Genomic DNA, 16,516 nt, shown 5'->3' on the forward strand with positions numbered 1-16,516 from the left:
CGCGAGCCGTGGCGACCGACTCCCCAGGAGTTGTACGTGCGCCTCACCCTCCGCCGAACCGCCCGGGACCTCAGCCTCAGGACCGAGCTGGCGCTGGCGATGACGACCGGAGCGCCGACAAGTTCTGCGAAACTCAGCGGATGGCGCGCACCGATGACGAGAAGTGGCTCGTCGTCGACGGCCAGCGCTGGCGGCGCACCGAACAGGCAGTCCCGGCCGACGCGCTCGACGCCTCCCGGCGCCAGGGCCAGGAGCGGTAGATGGACCTCCAGGACTACCGAGCTGCGCGCCACCGGAGACTCGTCGAGATGGCGACCGAGCTCGGCGTGCCCGCGGATCACGCCGCGGCGGTGGTCGATCGCGTGATCGAGGACCAGCGACGCCGCATCGTGCGCTCCGCCGACCCCGACCAGGTCGTCGTTCCCGCTCTGCGTGAGGAGGTGCTCGGCGGGCGGTCTCGCCGCCCCTTGCTCGCCGTCGTCGTGCTCATCGCCGTCGTTGCGGCGGCTTTCGCGGTCACGATCCTGACCGGTCCGCCCGACCCCGAGAAGGTCGAGCGAAGGGCCGCGACGGTGCCTGCCCTCGTGGGCCTCACCTCCGCCGAGGCCGTGAGCGCGCTGGGGCGCGCCGGCATCTCGTCGCGGGTCGACCCAGTGCCGCAGTGTGATCCGGCTGGGCAGGTGCTGGGGTCCGTGCCGCCTTCCGGCGGCACGGTCGGGCTCGACGAGGTCGTGGTCGTCATCGCGACGGAGACCCCGTCGTGGAGCTGCCCAGCCGACGCCGCCGGACGCGTCCAGGCGTGGGCGTTCCTGCGCTTCCTCGTCTCCGGCTCGGCCCGCCCGCACCTCGCGCCCGAGGTGCGGCTCTACGTCGACGGTGAGGCGGCCGGGACCGCCGACGGGACCCAGTCGGCCACCTCGCCAGACTGGCGTTGGCGCGTACGCGACCCCGTCGTGGCCTACGCGGTGCGCCCCGTGGCCAACGACCTCGGGCAGCCGGTCGTCTCGATCACCAGCGGACGACCACCGCCCACCACCTGCGGCCTCCCTACGTCGAGCCCGTCCGGTGTCGCTGACGCTCCCACCCGAGTCGTGCTCACGGTCAGCGGCGCCGGTCCTGGCGACGGACCGGAACTCGGGTGCCAGCTCACGATCGACCTCTTCGAGGACGACGACGGAGCCATCACGGTCGTCTCCGTGACCCTTCCCGGCGGCAGTGGTCTCGGACCGCCGCCCTGGGTGCGGACCCGCGACGACGGGGACGTACTCGACGACTGACCGCTGTCGTGCGGGGTGGGTGACCGAGCCTGGTCCGTGGTACGGACATGGGCGGTGTGGTCCATGAATCCGGCGATGGCGTCACCGGCTGGATGGTCGGTGACTGCGGTGGTGACCAGCAAGGCGATGGCGCCGATGAGGCCGACGGTCTCGGCGTTCTGGGTGGCCTCCTGCTCGGCCTGCTGCGGGCCGGAGAGGACGCCGAGCCCGACCGCCGCGCCGACGGCGCTCAGGAGCGCGGTGACGAGGATGACCGTTCCGGCGGCGGTGAGCCAACCGAAGAAGGCCGAGCCCCACTTGATGCCGCCGTACTCCTCCTTCTCACGGGCCACGACGGTGTGCCGGTCGGGCACACCGTCGTGGTCCCGATCTACCTCGTGGCGCGGTGGCGGGGATGGCCCGCCCTGGTGCTCACACGGAGCCTCGGCGATCGTCCACGTCGCCCTCGGCCTCGATGTGCTCCTTGCGGACCTCCTCGGTCACGGTCTCCTCGTCGGTGACTGTCTCGGTCCCGAGCTTGACGCGCTCGACGGGCTCAGCGGTCTTGCCGACGACCGCGCGCTCCTCTGTGAGCACGACCTCGTGCTCCTCCTCGGAGATCGCCGGACCCGAGGCGGCCTCGTCGCGGTTGGCGTCGGTGATGGGCTCGGTCTCGAGGACCGCGCGCTCCTTCTTCACCGGCACCGTCACCGTCTCCTCCTCGGTGGTGACGTACTTCCGCAGCCTGGCGCGGCCTGCCTCCTGCGACGTGGTGCCCACGTCGAGGCGCTCCTCGGAGCGAGTCATCGCCTCGTCGGTGTTCGGGCCCGACGTGTCGTTCCCTTCACCGGTGAACGTGTCGGTCCTGCCGGTCGTGCCCGGTGTGCCCGAGGTGCCGGTGGTCGTGCCCGTGCCGCTGTCGGGCAGGCCCGAGTTGCTGGCGCGCTCGGAGTAGGTCATGCCGTAGTGCTCGTAGAGGCGCCGTTCCTCGGACTGGTCGAGGTGTCCGCTGTCGACGTCGACGTTGGGGGCGTCCTTGACCTGGTCCTTGGTGAAGGGGACGTGCACGCCGTCATCGGTGACGTCGGCGTCGGCGGCGGGCACGAAGGACTCGCTCATGCCGAACAGCCCGGTGTTGACGGTCAGGAACTCGGGACGGTTGGTGTCATCGTCGAGGAAGACCTGACCGATCTTGCCGATCTTCTCGTTGTCGCTGGAGTAGAGGGTCTGGCCGATGAAGCGGCCGTGGTCGGTGGTGTCCATGTGCGTGTTCTCCTGGTGGATAGGTGGGCGCGCGGCAACGGTGGGTCGCATTGCCCGATGGGGATGGAAGGTGGTGGGCGGTCAGTACTGACGCGGGGTGGCGTCGTAGCTGCTCCCGTTGCGGTCCTGGTCGACGTGCTGGTCGTAGACCGCAGTGCTGCCATTGGTGCGGGTGTCGCTGAGGTTCTGGGCAGCGGACCTGGCCTGCTCGCCGACGGACGGGGCGCTCTGGGCCTGCGCCTTCAGGCGCGGCGCCTCGCGCTCGGCGGTGGTCAGGTAGCCCTCCCACCGCTGCTGCATGGGGCGGATGAGCCCGCCGCCGACACCGACGATGACGACGCCGGCCACGGTGGCCAGGATGGCGATGAGGACTGGGGTGGTGACCGTGGTGGCCACGCCGACCTGGTTGAGGGCGGCGATGACACCCAGGAAGAGGATGAAGGCCGAGGCGATGTTGGCCAGCGTCCGTCCGTAGGACAGTCCGCCGATCATGTTCTCGAGCAGGGCCTTCACCGCGGCAGCAATGGACGCTGCGACGACGAGGATGATGATGGCCACGACCAGGCTGGGCAGGAAGCGAATGACGTCCTCGATCAGCCTGCTGATCGGGTTGGCGCCGAAGACCCCGAAGGCGAGCTGCAGCACGAACAGCAGCAGCGTGTAGTAGATGAGCTTGGCGACGATGTCGCTGGCGTCCATCTTGGAGCTCGACAAGGCCTTCTTGATGCCGCCTCGCTCGACGGCCCGGTCAAAACCGGTGCGTTCGAGCAGCGCGTTGAGTGCTTTGGCGATGAGCTTGGCGATGATGATCCCGATGACCAGGATGAGCAGGAACAGCGCCAGCTTGGGCACGAACTCGGCGATCGTGGTCACGCCGTCACGTAGTGCGTCTCTCATGTGTCCTCCGTCCGCGGCCGCCACGAGCACGTCCTCGCACGGGGAGGGGGACGTCGACGGGCGACCACATGGATGTATGGGTTTACGGTGTAAGCCGTACCCGTCGGCGGAGGGCCGATGCGGCGGGACAGGGAAGTTCACCCTCAGGGGGGCCTCAGGAGGTCAGAGGTGGGGTCAGCCGTCGACGTGCTCGTTGCGAGTGATGGTCATGCGATCGAGCAGGGCCTCGAGTGCCTCCTCGAACTCGACGGCCGAGTGGTCCTCGGACAGCGGCCCGCGCAGCCGCGCGACCGTCGGGTACTCGGCGAGGCCGGGCGTGCCGGTCTGGTCGTCAAGGACGTCGAGGGGGCCGACGTCGGCCCCGTGGACGGCGACCTCGAGGAGGAGATGGCCGAGGAGGAAGCTGGTGTAGGCGCGATAGGCCTCGAGGGCGGCCTCGTCACCAAAGCCCTCGTCCAGGAGCCCGGACAAGAATGTCTCCACCACGTCCAGGCTGCGCAGCGGTGGGCGCAGCCAGGGCGCCTCCGCGGGACGCGACGCCACCAACGGGAACGCCTTCGGGTGGGCCAGAGCCATTCGCCTGATCCCGTGCGCCATACGCTGCAGGAAGTCCTGCCACCCGTCCTGCGGGGCGTCGAGGACGACCTCGTCGGCGCGGACGCCCGCCACGAGGTGCTCCACCACTGCGTCGAGGAGGTCCTCCTTGCTGGGGACGTAGCGGTACAGCGCCATCGCCTCGACACCCAGCTGTTCCCCGAGTCGACGCATGGTAAGGCCGGGCAGGCCGTTGGCGTCGATGAACGCCAACGCCGCCGACACGATCCGGTCGCGTGTCAGGGGCACTCGCTCCGAGGGCGCGGCCTCCTGGTCGACTGCAGCGCGATCGGCGTCCGGATAGTCCGTGCTCATGCTGACACCCCCAATTGGCAGTCACCGAACCCGACCCTAGCGCGCTCACTCCGGGCCGCGAACGGGTCTGCACGTCGCTGCGGGACGAGTGGCCACCGGGCGCATCACGGAGCAAGCCGTGGGAACGGATGCGCAGGTCGCCGCAGCTACCCGGGTTGCCGGGGCGGCAAGGCCTGGGCGGTCAAGAAGCGGCCGTCCGGGCCGTCACCCATCAGAGGGTGTCGGGAAGCCGGCGAGTCTCCGCGACCTCAGCGGCTACGACCGCGACCTTCCGGTTGCTGTTCGACGAGATCCGCCGCAGGTAGTCGAACGCTTGGTCCGCGGTCATGTCGTAGCGCTCCATCAGCACACCCTGTGCCTGCCCGATGATGTTCCGGTTGTGCAACGCCAAGCCGAGCTGGTCGATCTGCTTCTCGGCTGCCATGACCACGGACACGTGTCCCGCTAGGGCCTGCGCTACAGCGACGTCGTCAGCATCGAAGCGGCAACCGGTCCCGCAGTACAGGCTCAGCGCGCCGAACGAATGCTGATCGGTGTACACCAGCAGCGACATCATCGAGTCCACCCCCAACTCCGCGCGCACCCGCGGCGCCCACGCCGGCCACCGTTCCTCGAGGGCCAGCTCAGGGCTGACGAGGGTGTTCTGATCCCGGCGGACATCGAGACACGGCCCCTCGCCCGACTCGGTCTGCAGCTCGTTGGCTCGACACACCAAGTCGTCCGTGCTTGCGCGCGTCAGCAGTCGACCGTTCTCGTTGACCGTGAGCCCGGCGTGGTCGCAGCGCGTCACCAGGTCGACCGCGGCGTCCACGGCGGCCTTGAGGCGCGTGTCCTCGTCGGGCGCGGCAGCTAGCGCTTTCGCCAGCTCGGTGAACCCGCCCAGCAGTAACTTGGCGTCGTTCAACCCCGCCTCCCTCCCACGTCCCGTAGTGCGTGTTTACATGCTAAACCAGGGTCCGGTCGCGGGCGCCAGGTGGAGACCACTGATCGGATCAATTTCTCGTTGCCAAGGCAGGCACGCAGCGGCACCCTGCTCGAGGTCGGGAATGACCCAAGAGTTCGGCAAGCGGGCTCAACGACGGAAGACGCGTAGTTGTGAGCAACGGGGTGATGGCGCACCGAAGGCCGACCTTGGCGCCTGTGCAGCCCGCGGTCATCATCGGCCACCGTTCTCCCCAGAGCTCGGGAGCAGCTGTTGTTGTCTCAGACCATGCTGCGTCCGCTGGGGGCGCCTGGCGGGCAGGGCGCGGTACACGTCGAGGTACCCGCGGCACATTCGATCGGCAGTAAATCGCTTGGCGCCGCGTCTGCACGCCTCAGGGTCGATCTGGTCGATCAGACGGACGGCGTCCGCCATCTCGTCCACGTCCTCGCAGATGAAGCCGGTGATCCCGTCCTCGATCACCTCGGGCAGGGACCCGCGCCGCAGCGCGACCACCGGCGTGCCGGCGGCCAACGACTCGATCATCGCCAACCCGGACGGCTCGGGCCAGTCGCTCGCGAAGAGGGTGGCGCGGGCGCCTGCGTAGAAGGCTGGCTTCTCGTCCTCGGTGATCGCGCCGACGAAGTCGACGTCTGAGCCCATGTGCGGCACCACCTCCTTCTCGTAGTAGGGGACGTCGGTCGGGTCAACGTTGGCGGCCATGCGTAGGGGCACGTCTGTGCGCCGCGCGACCTCGATCGCCGACAGCGGCCCCTTCTCCGCTGCGATCCGGCCCACGAAAGCGAGGTAGCCGTGCCTCCCGTGCGGCACTGCGCGGTAGGGACTCAGGTCCAGGCCGTTGTAGACGGTCGTCGCCCACGTCAGGTCGAGGTCTGCGACCGCGCGCCGTTGAGCGTTGCTGATCGACACGAGCGGCACGGACCCGTAGCGCGGCATCAGCTCGCGCACGGAGTCCAGGTCGAGGCGCCCATGCAGGGTCAGCACGGTCGGAGTCGCGATGAGCCGCGTGAACGGCAGCGCCAGCACGTCGAGGTGGGAGTGGATGACATCGAACTCACCGGACCGCCATGCCACCTCGGCCAGCATCTCTTKGTGTAGGTGGGGAGCCACGTTGCCCATCTCGTCCGCATTGAAGCGCTCGCGCAGCGGCGTCTCGAAAGGCTCCAGCCGGGCCGCCGTCGTCGAGGTCGCCGGCCCGAACAGAGTGACGTCGTGCCCCCACGCGACGAGGCCGTCACACAGCGTGGTGATGACGCGTTCGGTCCCGCCGTACGCACCCGGAGGTACTGCCTCATACAGCGGTGCCACCTGCGCGATGCGCAATGGCGGGCCAGCGTCGATCCCGCGTTCCGTCCTGGCCCGGGGCACCACCACATCCTGCGCCCGCACGGCTTTCCGCTGCCCGTCCAGCTGGGGGGACTCCATCGTGGCCATTCCTCCTTGGTTCACGGCCGATCTACCGGATTCTCTTCTGCTCGCCTGCAACAAGGTCGCCGCGGCACGCGCGGCAGTGGTGACCGACGACGCCGCGGCGGGGGGGGCACGCGGCGCCGCCGGAGCTATCCGGTGCGGCCCTGTCGAGGATCTGGCGGACCCTCCTGCAACCGGTCGGGCGGTGGGCGCATGCGCGTGCGTCAACCGCCCCACGAGCGTCACCACCTGCTGCTCGAGCTACGTCACTCGCTTCTCCACTTGCGTCCTCCGACGTCGTGCTTTCGTCCTTCTGTCCCCATGACCGGCGGGCCGCCGCTGGATGACGCGAACCCGCCCGTGGGGACGACCGCGGTCCGCGCTGCCGGGTCACGCGTGACGGGTGCGGTGCAGGACGAGGCTCGCGTCATGCGCTCGGCCCACGCTGGTCATACACTCGTGGAGGTCTACCCGAGGGGCCGCAGCTCCTGCTTCTGGTTGGGGAGGAGGACCGTGTGGCGACCGAGCCCCTTCCGGACCGAGACCACTCGTACGACGAACGGGCCCTGGTCGACCTCCTCCCCGTGCTGCGCCGGGTGGTCGCGGCCCGGATCAAGGACCCTCACACCATCGAGGACCTGGTCCAAGAGACGCTGGCAAGGCTGATGTCGTCGTCCACCCGCGTCGACCCTGACAAGCTGCATCACTACGCGGCTGTCACGGCGCGGCACGTCGTGGCCTCGTACGCCGAGCGGAACGACCGGGTGCGCGACCGCTCGCACCTCCTCGCCGAGGCCATGGACATGGAGTCGCCCAGCGAGGACGTGCTGCGGCAGGAGGATCGCGGTTTCGTCGGCGCTGCGCTGGCGCAGCTGTCCGCCGCGGACCGCGACCTTCTGATGGCCCATGAGGTCCACGGGACGGACACCAGCACGATGGCGACCGAGCGGGGCTCCACGCCCGGTGCGGTCGCGGCGCGGCTGAGTCGCGCCCGGGCGAGCCTGCGGGTGGAGTACCTCCTGGCCGCCGAGGGCATCGAGCCACCGTCGGATCGCTGCAGGCCGGCGCTTCGTGCGCTGTCCGGCGGTGACCGGCGACGCCAGCGGGAGCTCGATGTCGACGGCCACATCCTTCAGTGCACGACGTGCGCGCGGCTCGCGGAGCTGCTGTTCGAGCGCCGCGCACGTCCCATGGAGGACGACGTCGTGCGGGTGCCGGTGTCCCGGGACGCTGACGTGGTGACGGCCAGGCAGCAGGGCCGCGAGGCCGCGGCCCGCGCCGGCTTCTCGCTTTCTGACCAGACGCTCATCGCTACGGCCATCTCCGAGATCAGCCGCAACATCGTCAAGTTCGCCGAGAGGGGAGAGGTGACGGTCTGTCTGGTGTCGGAGGACGGGCGCCGCGGGATCACTGTCGTTGCCCGCGACGTCGGCCCCGGGATAGCCAACCCCGAGGATGCGTTGCAGGACGGCTACAGCACCTACCACGGGTTGGGTCTGGGTCTGCCTGGCGCGAGGCGCCTCATGGACCGGTTCCACCTGAGATCGGTGCCCGGCGAGGGGACGACCGTGACGATGGAGAAGTGGTTGCCGTGAACCGTTCAGCACCGACCAGTGAGCAGCACGAGAGAGGCGCAGACATGACCGATCACTCCGAGGCCTTTGCCACTGACGAGCCCGCGCACAGCGCCGACAAGCTGCTACCCGAGCTGGTCGCCCACCTGCGCGAGCACCGCACCGAGCTGCGGCAGCAGTGGGCCGAGCGGATCACGCAGGCCCACCTGCTCTCCTCCATGACCGACCAGGAGGTGTTCTCCGAGGCGACATCGGTATACGACAACTATGTCGAGGTGCTCGAGACGGGCAGCGTCGAGGCGCTGAGGGACTACGCGCGCGACCTGTCGGAGCGCATCATCCCGCGCGGCGTCGAGACGCACGAGGTTGTCGGTATCGTCCTGTTGCTGCGGGACGTGCTGGCCCGTTCTCTCTTCGAGAAGTACCGGGAGGACTTCGATCTCCTGCACCGCGTCCTCGACGCCTACGAGCCGGCGGCCAACCGCATCGCGAACACGGTGGCCGTGAGCTTCGTCGAGCAGCGGGAACGGGTCATCCGCGAGCAGCAGGATGCGCTGCTTGAGCTGTCGACCCCGGTGCTGCAGGTGCGCGAGCGGTTATTGATCCTGCCCATCATCGGCGTGCTGGACCACGACCGGGCCCAGCAGCTCACTGAGCAGCTGCTGCACGGCATCCGGGCGCATCGGGCGAAGCTGGTGGTCATCGACGTCACGGGCGTGCCGCACATGGACGAGACGGTGGCCAACTCCCTCGTGGACACCGTGACGGCCTCCCGACTCATGGGAGCGGACGTGATCATCACCGGATTGTCCTCCGAGCTCGCTCAGACCCTCGTCACGATCGGTGTCGATCTCAGCAAGATGCACACGGTCGGCGACCTGCAGGGTGGAATCGAGGAGGCGGAACGGCAACTGGGGTTCCGCGTCTCGAAGGTGCCCGATGCCGACTGACGCGTCCACCTACCCGCTCCCGCCACTGCCCGCCTCGATCTTGTCGCAGGGGCCGAACCTGATCGTCTCGATCCATGCCGCTCTCAACGACGAACAACTCGTCCGGCTGCAGCGCGAGCTCCTCGAACGGGTGGGACGAGACCGGTCGCGAGGGATCGTCATCGACGTCGCGGCGCTGGACGTCCTTGACTCCTTCGCCGCGCGAACGTTGACGGACCTGGCCTACATGGCTCAGCTGCGCGGTGCCCGGACCGTGGTGGTCGGTATCGCCCCGGACGTCGCCCTCACGCTGGTACGCCTCGGAGTGCGGATCCCGATGACGCAGACCGCACTCGACCTTGAGGAGGGCCTGGAGTGGTTGAGGGCGTGACGGACTCGCTGGAGCGCTTTCGCCTCGACTATGCCCCCCTGCTCCTGCGACACCTCTCCCAGCGGGACGAGGCCGGGCTGCAGGCGGCGTACCAGCTCGGGCGCCGAGCGATGCAGGAGTCGGTCGGACTCCTCGACGTCGTCAGGGTGCACAACGAGGTGTTCCTCGAGGTCCTCACCACCGTTCGCGCCCTCGACGAGGTGACCGATGTGACGAAGGCCGCGTCCGACCTCCTGATTGACCTGGTCGCGTCCTTCGAGGTGGCCCAGCGCGGATTCATGGATGAACGGCGTGAGGCCCGACCCTGAACAATCGGGCCGGCGGATGACAGGACGGCCTCGGGGCTCAGTCGGCTCGTTCGAAGAGCGCCAGCAATGCAGCCCGGTTCCGCGGACCCCACACGAGCTCGCGAAACCGGTCGACTGGTCCCACCGGCCAACGCACCGCCACGGCTCGCACGTCGGGGTCCTCGATCAACGGGAACAGGAGATCGGGGACAGAGGACCATGCGACCTGGAACGGTCGATCCCACAGCTGGACGACCGCGCCGGAGACGGGTTCTGTCAGCTCCAACCTGTCGTGCATGGCACCGAGCCGCTCGTACGCGGTCATCAGTGCTCTTTCGCGCTGCTGCCAGTTCGTCGCCCGGCAGCCCGCGAAACCGCGCGTGGACCAACGGCCTCACCACTTCTTCGTAGTGCCGGCGGGACAGGTCGATCCCGGACACGAACGCCTCCACGAACTACCCCTTCCTCCAGCGGAGGCATTCATCTCAGCCGAACGGCAGCTCCCGGCTGCGTTCCGAAGCGCGACTGTCGGGGAGGTGCGCCTCCGTAGACCATTCCGGCCAAGCTGGTTGCGCCGGCCAGTGATGATCTACGGCGCGTCGACGAGCTCCGACGTCTGTGCCACCTGGTTGCGCCGCGTGACCGGACGTCGGAAGACGAATCGGCGGAAGAGGTAGAACCGCGCACCGAGGCCGAGCACGAGACCGATGACGTTGGCCGAGATGTTGTCCGACAACGGGTCGTCGAGACCCAGCACGTCGCGGCTGACGATGAGGCACGCGATGGGAAGCGACATCGTGACCAGGTTGATCAGCACGTACGCCGACCGGCCGCCGTCGGCTTGACGCGGCGGGCGGTCTCGGAATGCCCAGCTCCTGGCGCCGCGGTAGCTGATCACCATGCCGACGGTGTTGGCCAGCACGTAGGCAAGGATCGGCCGATCGCTGAGGAGCGGGTGGTTGCCCGTGCTGAAGCCGTGGACCAGCCCGTTGAAGAGGATGAAGGCGACGATCGTGGCGACGCCCCCCACGGTGAGGAACCGGCCCAGCTCAGCCAGCATCCGCTGGTAGCGCGTGCCGAGGATGTTCCCCGCTCGGCTCGTGTCACGCGCCGAGGGCATCGACCCTCGCGTCACAGCGGCAGCAGAAGGGTCGATGGCGCGCACACCCAGTCTGAACACACGCGAACGGGGACTATTCCCCGTACACGCGCGGACCAGAGTCGTTTGCGCCTGCCGAGCGCCTCAGTCGCAGAGCTGTTCTCGTCGCTTGAGCTGCGCGGCCAGTGTCGCGTCCAATGGTGTGGTCGAAGCAACCGCCGTCCGCCCATGTTCGCGGGCTCCCAAGTGGTCCCAGTCGCCGGGCATGCCCTCGGTGTTCGGTCTGTGCTCCGGTGGCGTCGAGTCCGGAACGGGGGTGGCCAGCTGGTGCTGATGGGTGTGCGTGCGCACGCGGATGTCCTTTGCGAGGTCGTGGGGGCGCGGGCAGATTCACGCCGCGCTGTCGCTCACGGTCCCTGAGCGGCGGCGGTGCGAGGCCTGCGTTGCCAGCGGGGTACGAGGCGTAGTGGCTGGATGACGGTCAGGCTTGGAGCGGCCTGGGGTGGGTCAGCGCAGCGGGTCGAACGCCACGAGCTCTGGCGGCGCGACTCCGGTGGCGATCTGGTGGGCGAGGAGCTTGCCGGTCAGCGGTCCGAGGGCGATGCCCCACATGCCGTGCCCGCCCGCGACGTACACGCCGGGTGCGCGGGTGCCCCCGATGAGCGGCAGGCCGTCTGCGGTGCACGGGCGGGACCCGACCCACTCGTCACGACGGTCGTCGAGGTCGACGCCGTTCAGCAAAGGGCGCGCGGCGTCGACGATCGCGTCGATACGGCGTTGGTCGAGTGCTGCGTCGGGGTCGCGGAACTCCATCATCCCGGCGACGCGCAGCCGCGTTCCGTCAGGCCCGTGGAGCGGCGTGCACGCTACTCGTTGGGCGGGGAAGTACACGGGCGTGGACGGAAGGTGCTCGCCGGCCACGCTGAAGGAGTAGCCGCGGCCAGCCTGTACGGGCTGCCGTACGCCGAACTGGCGAGCGAGGCGCCCGATCCAAGCGCCGTTGGCGAGGACGACGGCGTCGTAACGGTTGGTGCCGTCGACGTCTTCGCGGGTGGTGAGGTAGGCGCCGCCGTTCCCGGGGTGGACGCCGGAGACGGAAGCGCCTTCGACGATCCGGCCCCCGCGGTCCACGACCGCTCGAGCGAGCTCTCCGACGAAGGCCGGCGGGTTGATGTAGCGCTGGTCGTGCAGGCGGATGACGGCCCCGACTGCTGAGGACAGGGCCGGTTCGATGCCGCGGGCCTCGTGGCCGGTGAGGAGGTCGTACTTCACGGCCTGGCCTGCGTCCTGGATGTGCTCGAGCTCGTCGACAAGTGCTGCGCGCTCCTCAGGGGTGCGGAAGGCTGCGAGGAACGGTTCCGCCGGCCGGGTGGTGGCCGCGACGCCGTTGTCGGTGAGCTCGTCGAAAGCCTCGAGGGCGCGGCGGTTCATGGGGGCGTAGGCGCGCATGCCGCGTCCCCAGTGCCGCTCCGTGCTGTGGCGGGCAAACCCGGTGAGGAACCGAAGCAGCCGCGGGTCGGGCCGAAGCGGGACGTAGACGGGTGAGGAAGGGCTGACGACGGCGCGGACGCCGTAGCGCAGGACGGCAGGTTCGGGTAGGGGTGCGGTGAGGGCGGGGGTGAGCCAGCCGGCGTTGCCCCATGAGGAGCCGGCAGCGACGTGATGGCGTTCGTGGACGGTGACGTGGATGCCGTGTTCCTGGAGGTGCCAGGCGGTCGCGAGTCCGACCATTCCGGCTCCGACGATGGCAACGGACTGGGGCATGGCTGAGGGGCTTTCGTGAGGGTGGAGACGAGCGGGGTGGGTAGACGACAGCAGGCGACGAGGTGGGCGCAGCCGGCTCATGTCGTCTGCCACGGGACGGTCTCGAACGCGGCTGGCTCACGCGGGGCTACGCAGCGGGTGCAGGTCCCGGAGGTGCCGTCCTGTACGAGGGATGTGAGCGTCCTGGAGCTGGCGGACGATCCGGACGTCGAGCGCGTCGAGGAACGGGTGCCGCGACGCGGCGAACCCGGGGGACGGTCAGCTCAGCGGGCGGGAGGGGCGCGGTCGACGCTGCGACGCAGCACGTCGAGACCACGGATGCCGCGCGCTTCTTCGCTGAGCTCGAGGGCGAGCAGAGCGGCGCCGGACGGCACGTGGGAGGGCAGGTGGGCGAGGTCGGGCGCAGCCGCCACGAGCACCATGTTCGCCTCCATGGCCTCGACCATAGCAACGTTCGCGCCGAATGCCAGTTGGCGCGTGCAGCGCCGTCCCGCCCGCGAGAAGGACTGCTGCGACAGGACCGTTTGGGCGGTGAGGGCATCGCAAAGCTCGCCGCGGCCGGCAATGGTTCCGGACGTGTTTGGGGCGTGAGCGTGCACGTCGTCGGAATAATAACGATACGCGCTGCGTTTCGTATTTAACGATCGTTTCCCGCACCCGGCGGGGACTCACACGGAAGGACCTGCCATGACTTTCATCGCCGTCGCCATCATCTTCCTCGGCCTGCTTGCGTTGGCCCGGTTCGCCAGCCGCGACTCGTTCGCGGGCGCCTCACTCCGCGACCAGCCGCACGACGAGCTCGGATACCGCCACTCCCCCGTGATCGGGCGGCGCGGCTGATCGTCGGGCCGGAACGTCATGGGTCCTGGTCGTCTCAGGAGCCGCACACCATGACGTTTCCGGTTTTACCCGTAGCGTCGACTCGAACATCCGGATGACCCGATCTGCCGAGACGAGCTCGTTTCCCAGATGGGTGTTGCGGCCGCGCGGCCACCGTTAGCCTGCGGCGCATGAAGTCCCTGCGTGCCGCCGCCTCGCGTCTCATGACGGTGGGGCTGCTGAGCGATGGCTGGTACTCGATCTTGACCGGGCTGGCGCTGCTCTTCCTGGCATACGTGCTCGGCGGGGTCTCGTGGGACACGGACCCCGCGGCAAACCTCGTAGCGATTGCCTTCCTCGTCATCGGTTCGTGGCACCTGACGCGCGGCATTCGCGCTGAGTTCCGGCGGCGGCCCAAGCCCACGGACGACGCCGCGTAGGCGATCACCGAACATCCGCTCGAGCTGAAACCAGCCCCTGACCCGCGTCTCCGCAGGTCAGGGGCGACACCTCGAACGGCGTCACCTGCCGGCGAAAGCTGCGGTCGACTCCGGATTGCCGGCGGGGCGCCACTCCCCCGCTCGGACCTGCGCCGACCCGCCCGACAAGACCTGCCCCGTAGGCGCTGCACAGCGCCGCCAACGACCGCGGTAGCTGGTGCGCATTGAGCTGCTTGGATCTCTAGCGCCGCTCCTCGTCGCATGAGCGGTGGACCTGACCCGGCCTACCGTGTCGTATCCGCGGACCTTCGTTCGTGGGATGGACAGGGGCGAGCGACGAGCTGCCTCCACCTCCACCACAGGAAGGACCACTGCCATGTCCAAGGTTGTCGCCATCATGTCCATGTCACTAGACGGGTTCGTTGGCGATCCCGACGACGGCGTGGCCGAGGTCTTCGATTGGTACGCCAGCTCGGGAGATGTCCAGATCCACACCGGCGGATCGAACCCCATGACGTTCTCGATGTCCGAGTCGAGCGCCCAGCACGTCCGGGAGCTCACGTCCGAGCTCGGCGCCGTGCTCACTGGTCGCCGCACGTTCGACGTCGCCGGCGGCTGGGGAGGCAACCATGCGTGGGGACCCGCGTTCGTCCTGGCTCACGAGATCCCTGCCGGCTGGCCACGAGCCGACTCAACCGTCACCTTCGTGACCGACGGGATCAAGAGCGCCGTGGCACAAGCCAAGGCCGCCGCTGGGGGCAAGGCAGTCGGCGTCCACGGCGCCGACACCATCCAGCAGCTGCTCAACGCCGGCCTGCTCGACGAGATCAGCGTCGACATCGCCGCGGTCCTGCTCGGCTCAGGCGTACGGCTCTTCGACCACCTCGACGGCACGCCCGCGGTCCTCGGCAGCCCGTCATCGATCCAGGGGGTCGGGGTCACGCACCTGCGATACCCCATCCACACCCAATGAACGGGGCTGCGTCATTTCGCCTCGTACCGGGTGCTAGTGGGTCGACCCGGTGCGCGTCTGGGATTTCACGCGCGAGTCCGGTCCCGGTGGGGATCGCGGACGGGGCTGGCGGAACGTCGCCGGTGACAGCTGTCGACCTGCAGGGAGTGATCCACTCGCGGTTCCTTTGCGGACGCTCAGGCAACCGAGGGCGCGCGTCACCCCTCCAGCAGATCGAGGTCGCGCACGCAGAACCCGTGATGCGCCCACTCCTCGTTGAGGACCACCTGCAGGCACTCAAGCACGGTCTTCCCCGCTGCGTACGGCGGCCAGCCCGGTCCGACAGGCACCGGCGCGACCGCCAGCAACTCCTCGGCCGTCACGCTCGCCAACCAATGCTCCAGCTCCGCGGCCTGCTCGTCGCGGACTGTGATCACCTGGTCGAGGTCAGGTGCCGCCGCTCGATCTAGGCCTTGCTCTTCCTGGTCCGGCACGAAGTCCGATGCCAACCCAATGGCGGTGAACGGTTGAGGTGATCCGAGGCAGCAGCGACGAAACCACGAGTCGTGCACGAAGACCAGGTGGCGCAGCGTCTCGACCGCCGACCATTCGCCGCCGACGCGCTGGTGCTCCAACCCCTGGGCCGTGCCGCGGAGGCGCGCCACCGTTGCCGCCCAGCTGGCCCGCAGGTGCCGCTCGGCTTCACGTAGGTCAGCCGGGTCGCTCGATCGCATCAGCGGCCGCACCGGGTGCCGCCGGTCCAGCTCGGCCTCGACGTACGCCATCACTTCGACCCCGTTGACCACCAGATTGCTGACCAACCCGTCGATAATGGCGTCCTGCATCACCACCCCAATCACACGGGCCCGAGTCAGGTCGCACTCGCGGAACTCGGCGTCCGTCAGGTCTTGATCCTCGAATCTCGCCATGCCAGACAGTCTCCATCGGCGTACCGACATGTGCCCGGCCCTGACACGACCGGGGAACGTGGCACCCAGTTGACAATCCCTTGGGGCGATAGCAGCGGCCCGGCGCGAGTCTTTCCGCCGCCTGCCGGGTAGCTGCGCGCAGTCCGCATCGGTGACCCCTTCCTCCTAGCCCTCTCTCCATTGCAGTCGCGACGGCAACCGGAACTAGGATTCGCGCTTCGCCCCGAGAGGACCTGCAAATGGCTACCGACTACGACGCATCCCGCAAGACCGAGGAGGAGCAGAAGGAAGAGAGCCTGGAGGCCCGCCGCCTCACATCAGGTGAGCAGGACAAAACCTCTGGAAAAGTGGACGAGGACGAAACCGAGCTTGCCGAGTCATACGAACTTCCCGGCGCTGATCTCTCGCACGAGACTCTCTCCGTCGAGGTGGTGCCAAAGCAGACGGACGAGTTCACCTGCACGTCGTGTTTCCTCGTTCAGCACGAATCTCGACGACCCTTGCCGGCTGTCGACCTCTGTGCCGACTGCGCGTAGGAGTCGACACACCCATCCTCTCGGCTCGGGCGGGGGCGTGTAGGCAACTCCGATCGCGCGCTGATCCCACGCACGGTCCTGCGCGTCATTGCGCCGCGACAGGGGGACTATTCGAGCT

Annotated in this window: 19 protein-coding genes; 9 read left to right on the forward strand and 10 right to left on the reverse strand. The window is 68.8% G+C overall.

Annotation, left to right across the window (positions count from 1 at the left end; all coding sequences use genetic code 11):
* Positions 1–260 precede the first annotated feature (260 nt).
* Positions 261–1,277, forward strand: a complete 1,017-nt coding sequence (locus AC1DP1_RS13205) for a PASTA domain-containing protein (RefSeq protein WP_477507222.1) — start codon at positions 261–263, stop codon at positions 1,275–1,277.
* Positions 1,278–1,688: 411 nt separating this feature from the next.
* Here AC1DP1_RS13205 and AC1DP1_RS13210 read toward each other — a convergent pair whose 3' ends face one another.
* The 5 genes from AC1DP1_RS13210 to AC1DP1_RS13230 form a co-directional block, all read right to left on the reverse strand.
* Positions 1,689–2,519 (reverse strand): DUF2382 domain-containing protein, encoded by an 831-nt coding sequence (locus AC1DP1_RS13210; RefSeq protein WP_477507223.1) that lies wholly within the window; start codon positions 2,517–2,519, stop codon positions 1,689–1,691.
* Between the two features lie 81 nt (positions 2,520–2,600).
* On the reverse strand, positions 2,601–3,392 hold the full coding sequence (locus AC1DP1_RS13215) for a mechanosensitive ion channel family protein (protein ID WP_477507224.1): 792 nt from the start codon (positions 3,390–3,392) through the stop codon (positions 2,601–2,603).
* A 198-nt stretch (positions 3,393–3,590) separates the two neighbouring features.
* A complete protein-coding gene (locus AC1DP1_RS13220) occupies positions 3,591–4,325 on the reverse strand; it encodes a TetR/AcrR family transcriptional regulator C-terminal domain-containing protein (RefSeq protein ID WP_477507225.1) in 735 nt (244 codons plus the stop codon).
* Between the two features lie 211 nt (positions 4,326–4,536).
* A complete protein-coding gene (locus AC1DP1_RS13225; protein WP_477507226.1) occupies positions 4,537–5,229 on the reverse strand; it encodes a GAF and ANTAR domain-containing protein in 693 nt (230 codons plus the stop codon).
* Between the two features lie 252 nt (positions 5,230–5,481).
* Positions 5,482–6,693 carry a glycosyltransferase family 4 protein gene (locus tag AC1DP1_RS13230; RefSeq protein WP_477507227.1) on the reverse strand — a complete coding sequence of 404 codons (1,212 nt, stop codon included), beginning with the start codon at positions 6,691–6,693 and terminating at the stop codon, positions 5,482–5,484.
* 569 nt (positions 6,694–7,262) lie between these two features.
* On the opposite strand from AC1DP1_RS13230, the gene AC1DP1_RS13235 reads away from it, so the two are divergent.
* The 4 genes from AC1DP1_RS13235 to AC1DP1_RS13250 are packed head-to-tail and all read left to right on the forward strand — an operon-like array spanning position 7,263 to position 9,880.
* The gene (locus tag AC1DP1_RS13235) at positions 7,263–8,273 is read left to right on the forward strand and encodes a sigma-70 family RNA polymerase sigma factor (RefSeq protein WP_477507228.1); all 1,011 of its coding nucleotides are present in this window, start codon (positions 7,263–7,265) and stop codon (positions 8,271–8,273) included.
* A gap of 44 nt (positions 8,274–8,317) precedes the next feature.
* Positions 8,318–9,202, forward strand: coding sequence for an STAS domain-containing protein (locus tag AC1DP1_RS13240; RefSeq protein WP_477507229.1), 885 nt, complete (start codon positions 8,318–8,320; stop codon positions 9,200–9,202).
* Positions 9,192–9,572 carry an STAS domain-containing protein gene (locus AC1DP1_RS13245; RefSeq protein WP_477507230.1) on the forward strand — a complete coding sequence of 127 codons (381 nt, stop codon included), beginning with the start codon at positions 9,192–9,194 and terminating at the stop codon, positions 9,570–9,572. The genes AC1DP1_RS13240 and AC1DP1_RS13245 overlap by 11 nt, the downstream gene beginning before the upstream one ends.
* Positions 9,569–9,880, forward strand: a complete 312-nt coding sequence (locus tag AC1DP1_RS13250) for a phosphatase RsbU N-terminal domain-containing protein (protein ID WP_477507231.1) — start codon at positions 9,569–9,571, stop codon at positions 9,878–9,880. The genes AC1DP1_RS13245 and AC1DP1_RS13250 overlap by 4 nt, the downstream gene beginning before the upstream one ends.
* Positions 9,881–9,917: 37 nt before the next feature.
* On the opposite strand, the gene AC1DP1_RS13255 is transcribed toward AC1DP1_RS13250, so the two are convergent.
* The 4 genes from AC1DP1_RS13255 to AC1DP1_RS13270 form a co-directional block, all read right to left on the reverse strand.
* A complete protein-coding gene (locus AC1DP1_RS13255) occupies positions 9,918–10,184 on the reverse strand; it encodes a hypothetical protein (RefSeq protein ID WP_477507232.1) in 267 nt (88 codons plus the stop codon).
* Between the two features lie 264 nt (positions 10,185–10,448).
* Entirely contained in the window at positions 10,449–10,979 is a 531-nt protein-coding gene (locus AC1DP1_RS13260) for a GtrA family protein (RefSeq protein ID WP_477507233.1), read from the reverse strand.
* 486 nt (positions 10,980–11,465) lie between these two features.
* A complete protein-coding gene (locus tag AC1DP1_RS13265; RefSeq protein ID WP_477507234.1) occupies positions 11,466–12,722 on the reverse strand; it encodes an NAD(P)/FAD-dependent oxidoreductase in 1,257 nt (418 codons plus the stop codon).
* A gap of 263 nt (positions 12,723–12,985) precedes the next feature.
* Positions 12,986–13,156, reverse strand: a complete 171-nt coding sequence (locus AC1DP1_RS13270; RefSeq protein ID WP_477507235.1) for a hypothetical protein — start codon at positions 13,154–13,156, stop codon at positions 12,986–12,988.
* Between the two features lie 253 nt (positions 13,157–13,409).
* Between AC1DP1_RS13270 and AC1DP1_RS13275 the strand changes: the two genes are divergently transcribed.
* The 3 genes from AC1DP1_RS13275 to AC1DP1_RS13285 all read left to right on the forward strand — a co-directional run bounded on the left by AC1DP1_RS13275 (position 13,410) and on the right by AC1DP1_RS13285 (position 14,954).
* Positions 13,410–13,562, forward strand: a complete 153-nt coding sequence (locus AC1DP1_RS13275; protein ID WP_457189802.1) for a hypothetical protein — start codon at positions 13,410–13,412, stop codon at positions 13,560–13,562.
* Positions 13,563–13,732: 170 nt separating this feature from the next.
* A complete protein-coding gene (locus AC1DP1_RS13280; protein ID WP_477507236.1) occupies positions 13,733–13,981 on the forward strand; it encodes a hypothetical protein in 249 nt (82 codons plus the stop codon).
* A 376-nt stretch (positions 13,982–14,357) separates the two neighbouring features.
* Positions 14,358–14,954 carry a dihydrofolate reductase family protein gene (locus tag AC1DP1_RS13285; protein ID WP_477507237.1) on the forward strand — a complete coding sequence of 199 codons (597 nt, stop codon included), beginning with the start codon at positions 14,358–14,360 and terminating at the stop codon, positions 14,952–14,954.
* Positions 14,955–15,151: 197 nt separating this feature from the next.
* On the opposite strand, the gene AC1DP1_RS13290 is transcribed toward AC1DP1_RS13285, so the two are convergent.
* Positions 15,152–15,862, reverse strand: coding sequence for a DinB family protein (locus tag AC1DP1_RS13290; RefSeq protein ID WP_477507238.1), 711 nt, complete (start codon positions 15,860–15,862; stop codon positions 15,152–15,154).
* A 239-nt stretch (positions 15,863–16,101) separates the two neighbouring features.
* Here AC1DP1_RS13290 and AC1DP1_RS13295 point away from each other — a divergent pair, with 239 nt between their 5' ends.
* Entirely contained in the window at positions 16,102–16,398 is a 297-nt protein-coding gene (locus tag AC1DP1_RS13295; RefSeq protein ID WP_477507239.1) for a DUF4193 family protein, read from the forward strand.
* Positions 16,399–16,516 lie beyond the last annotated feature (118 nt).

It is taken from the genome of Nocardioides sp. P4_G10, from assembly GCF_056401175.1.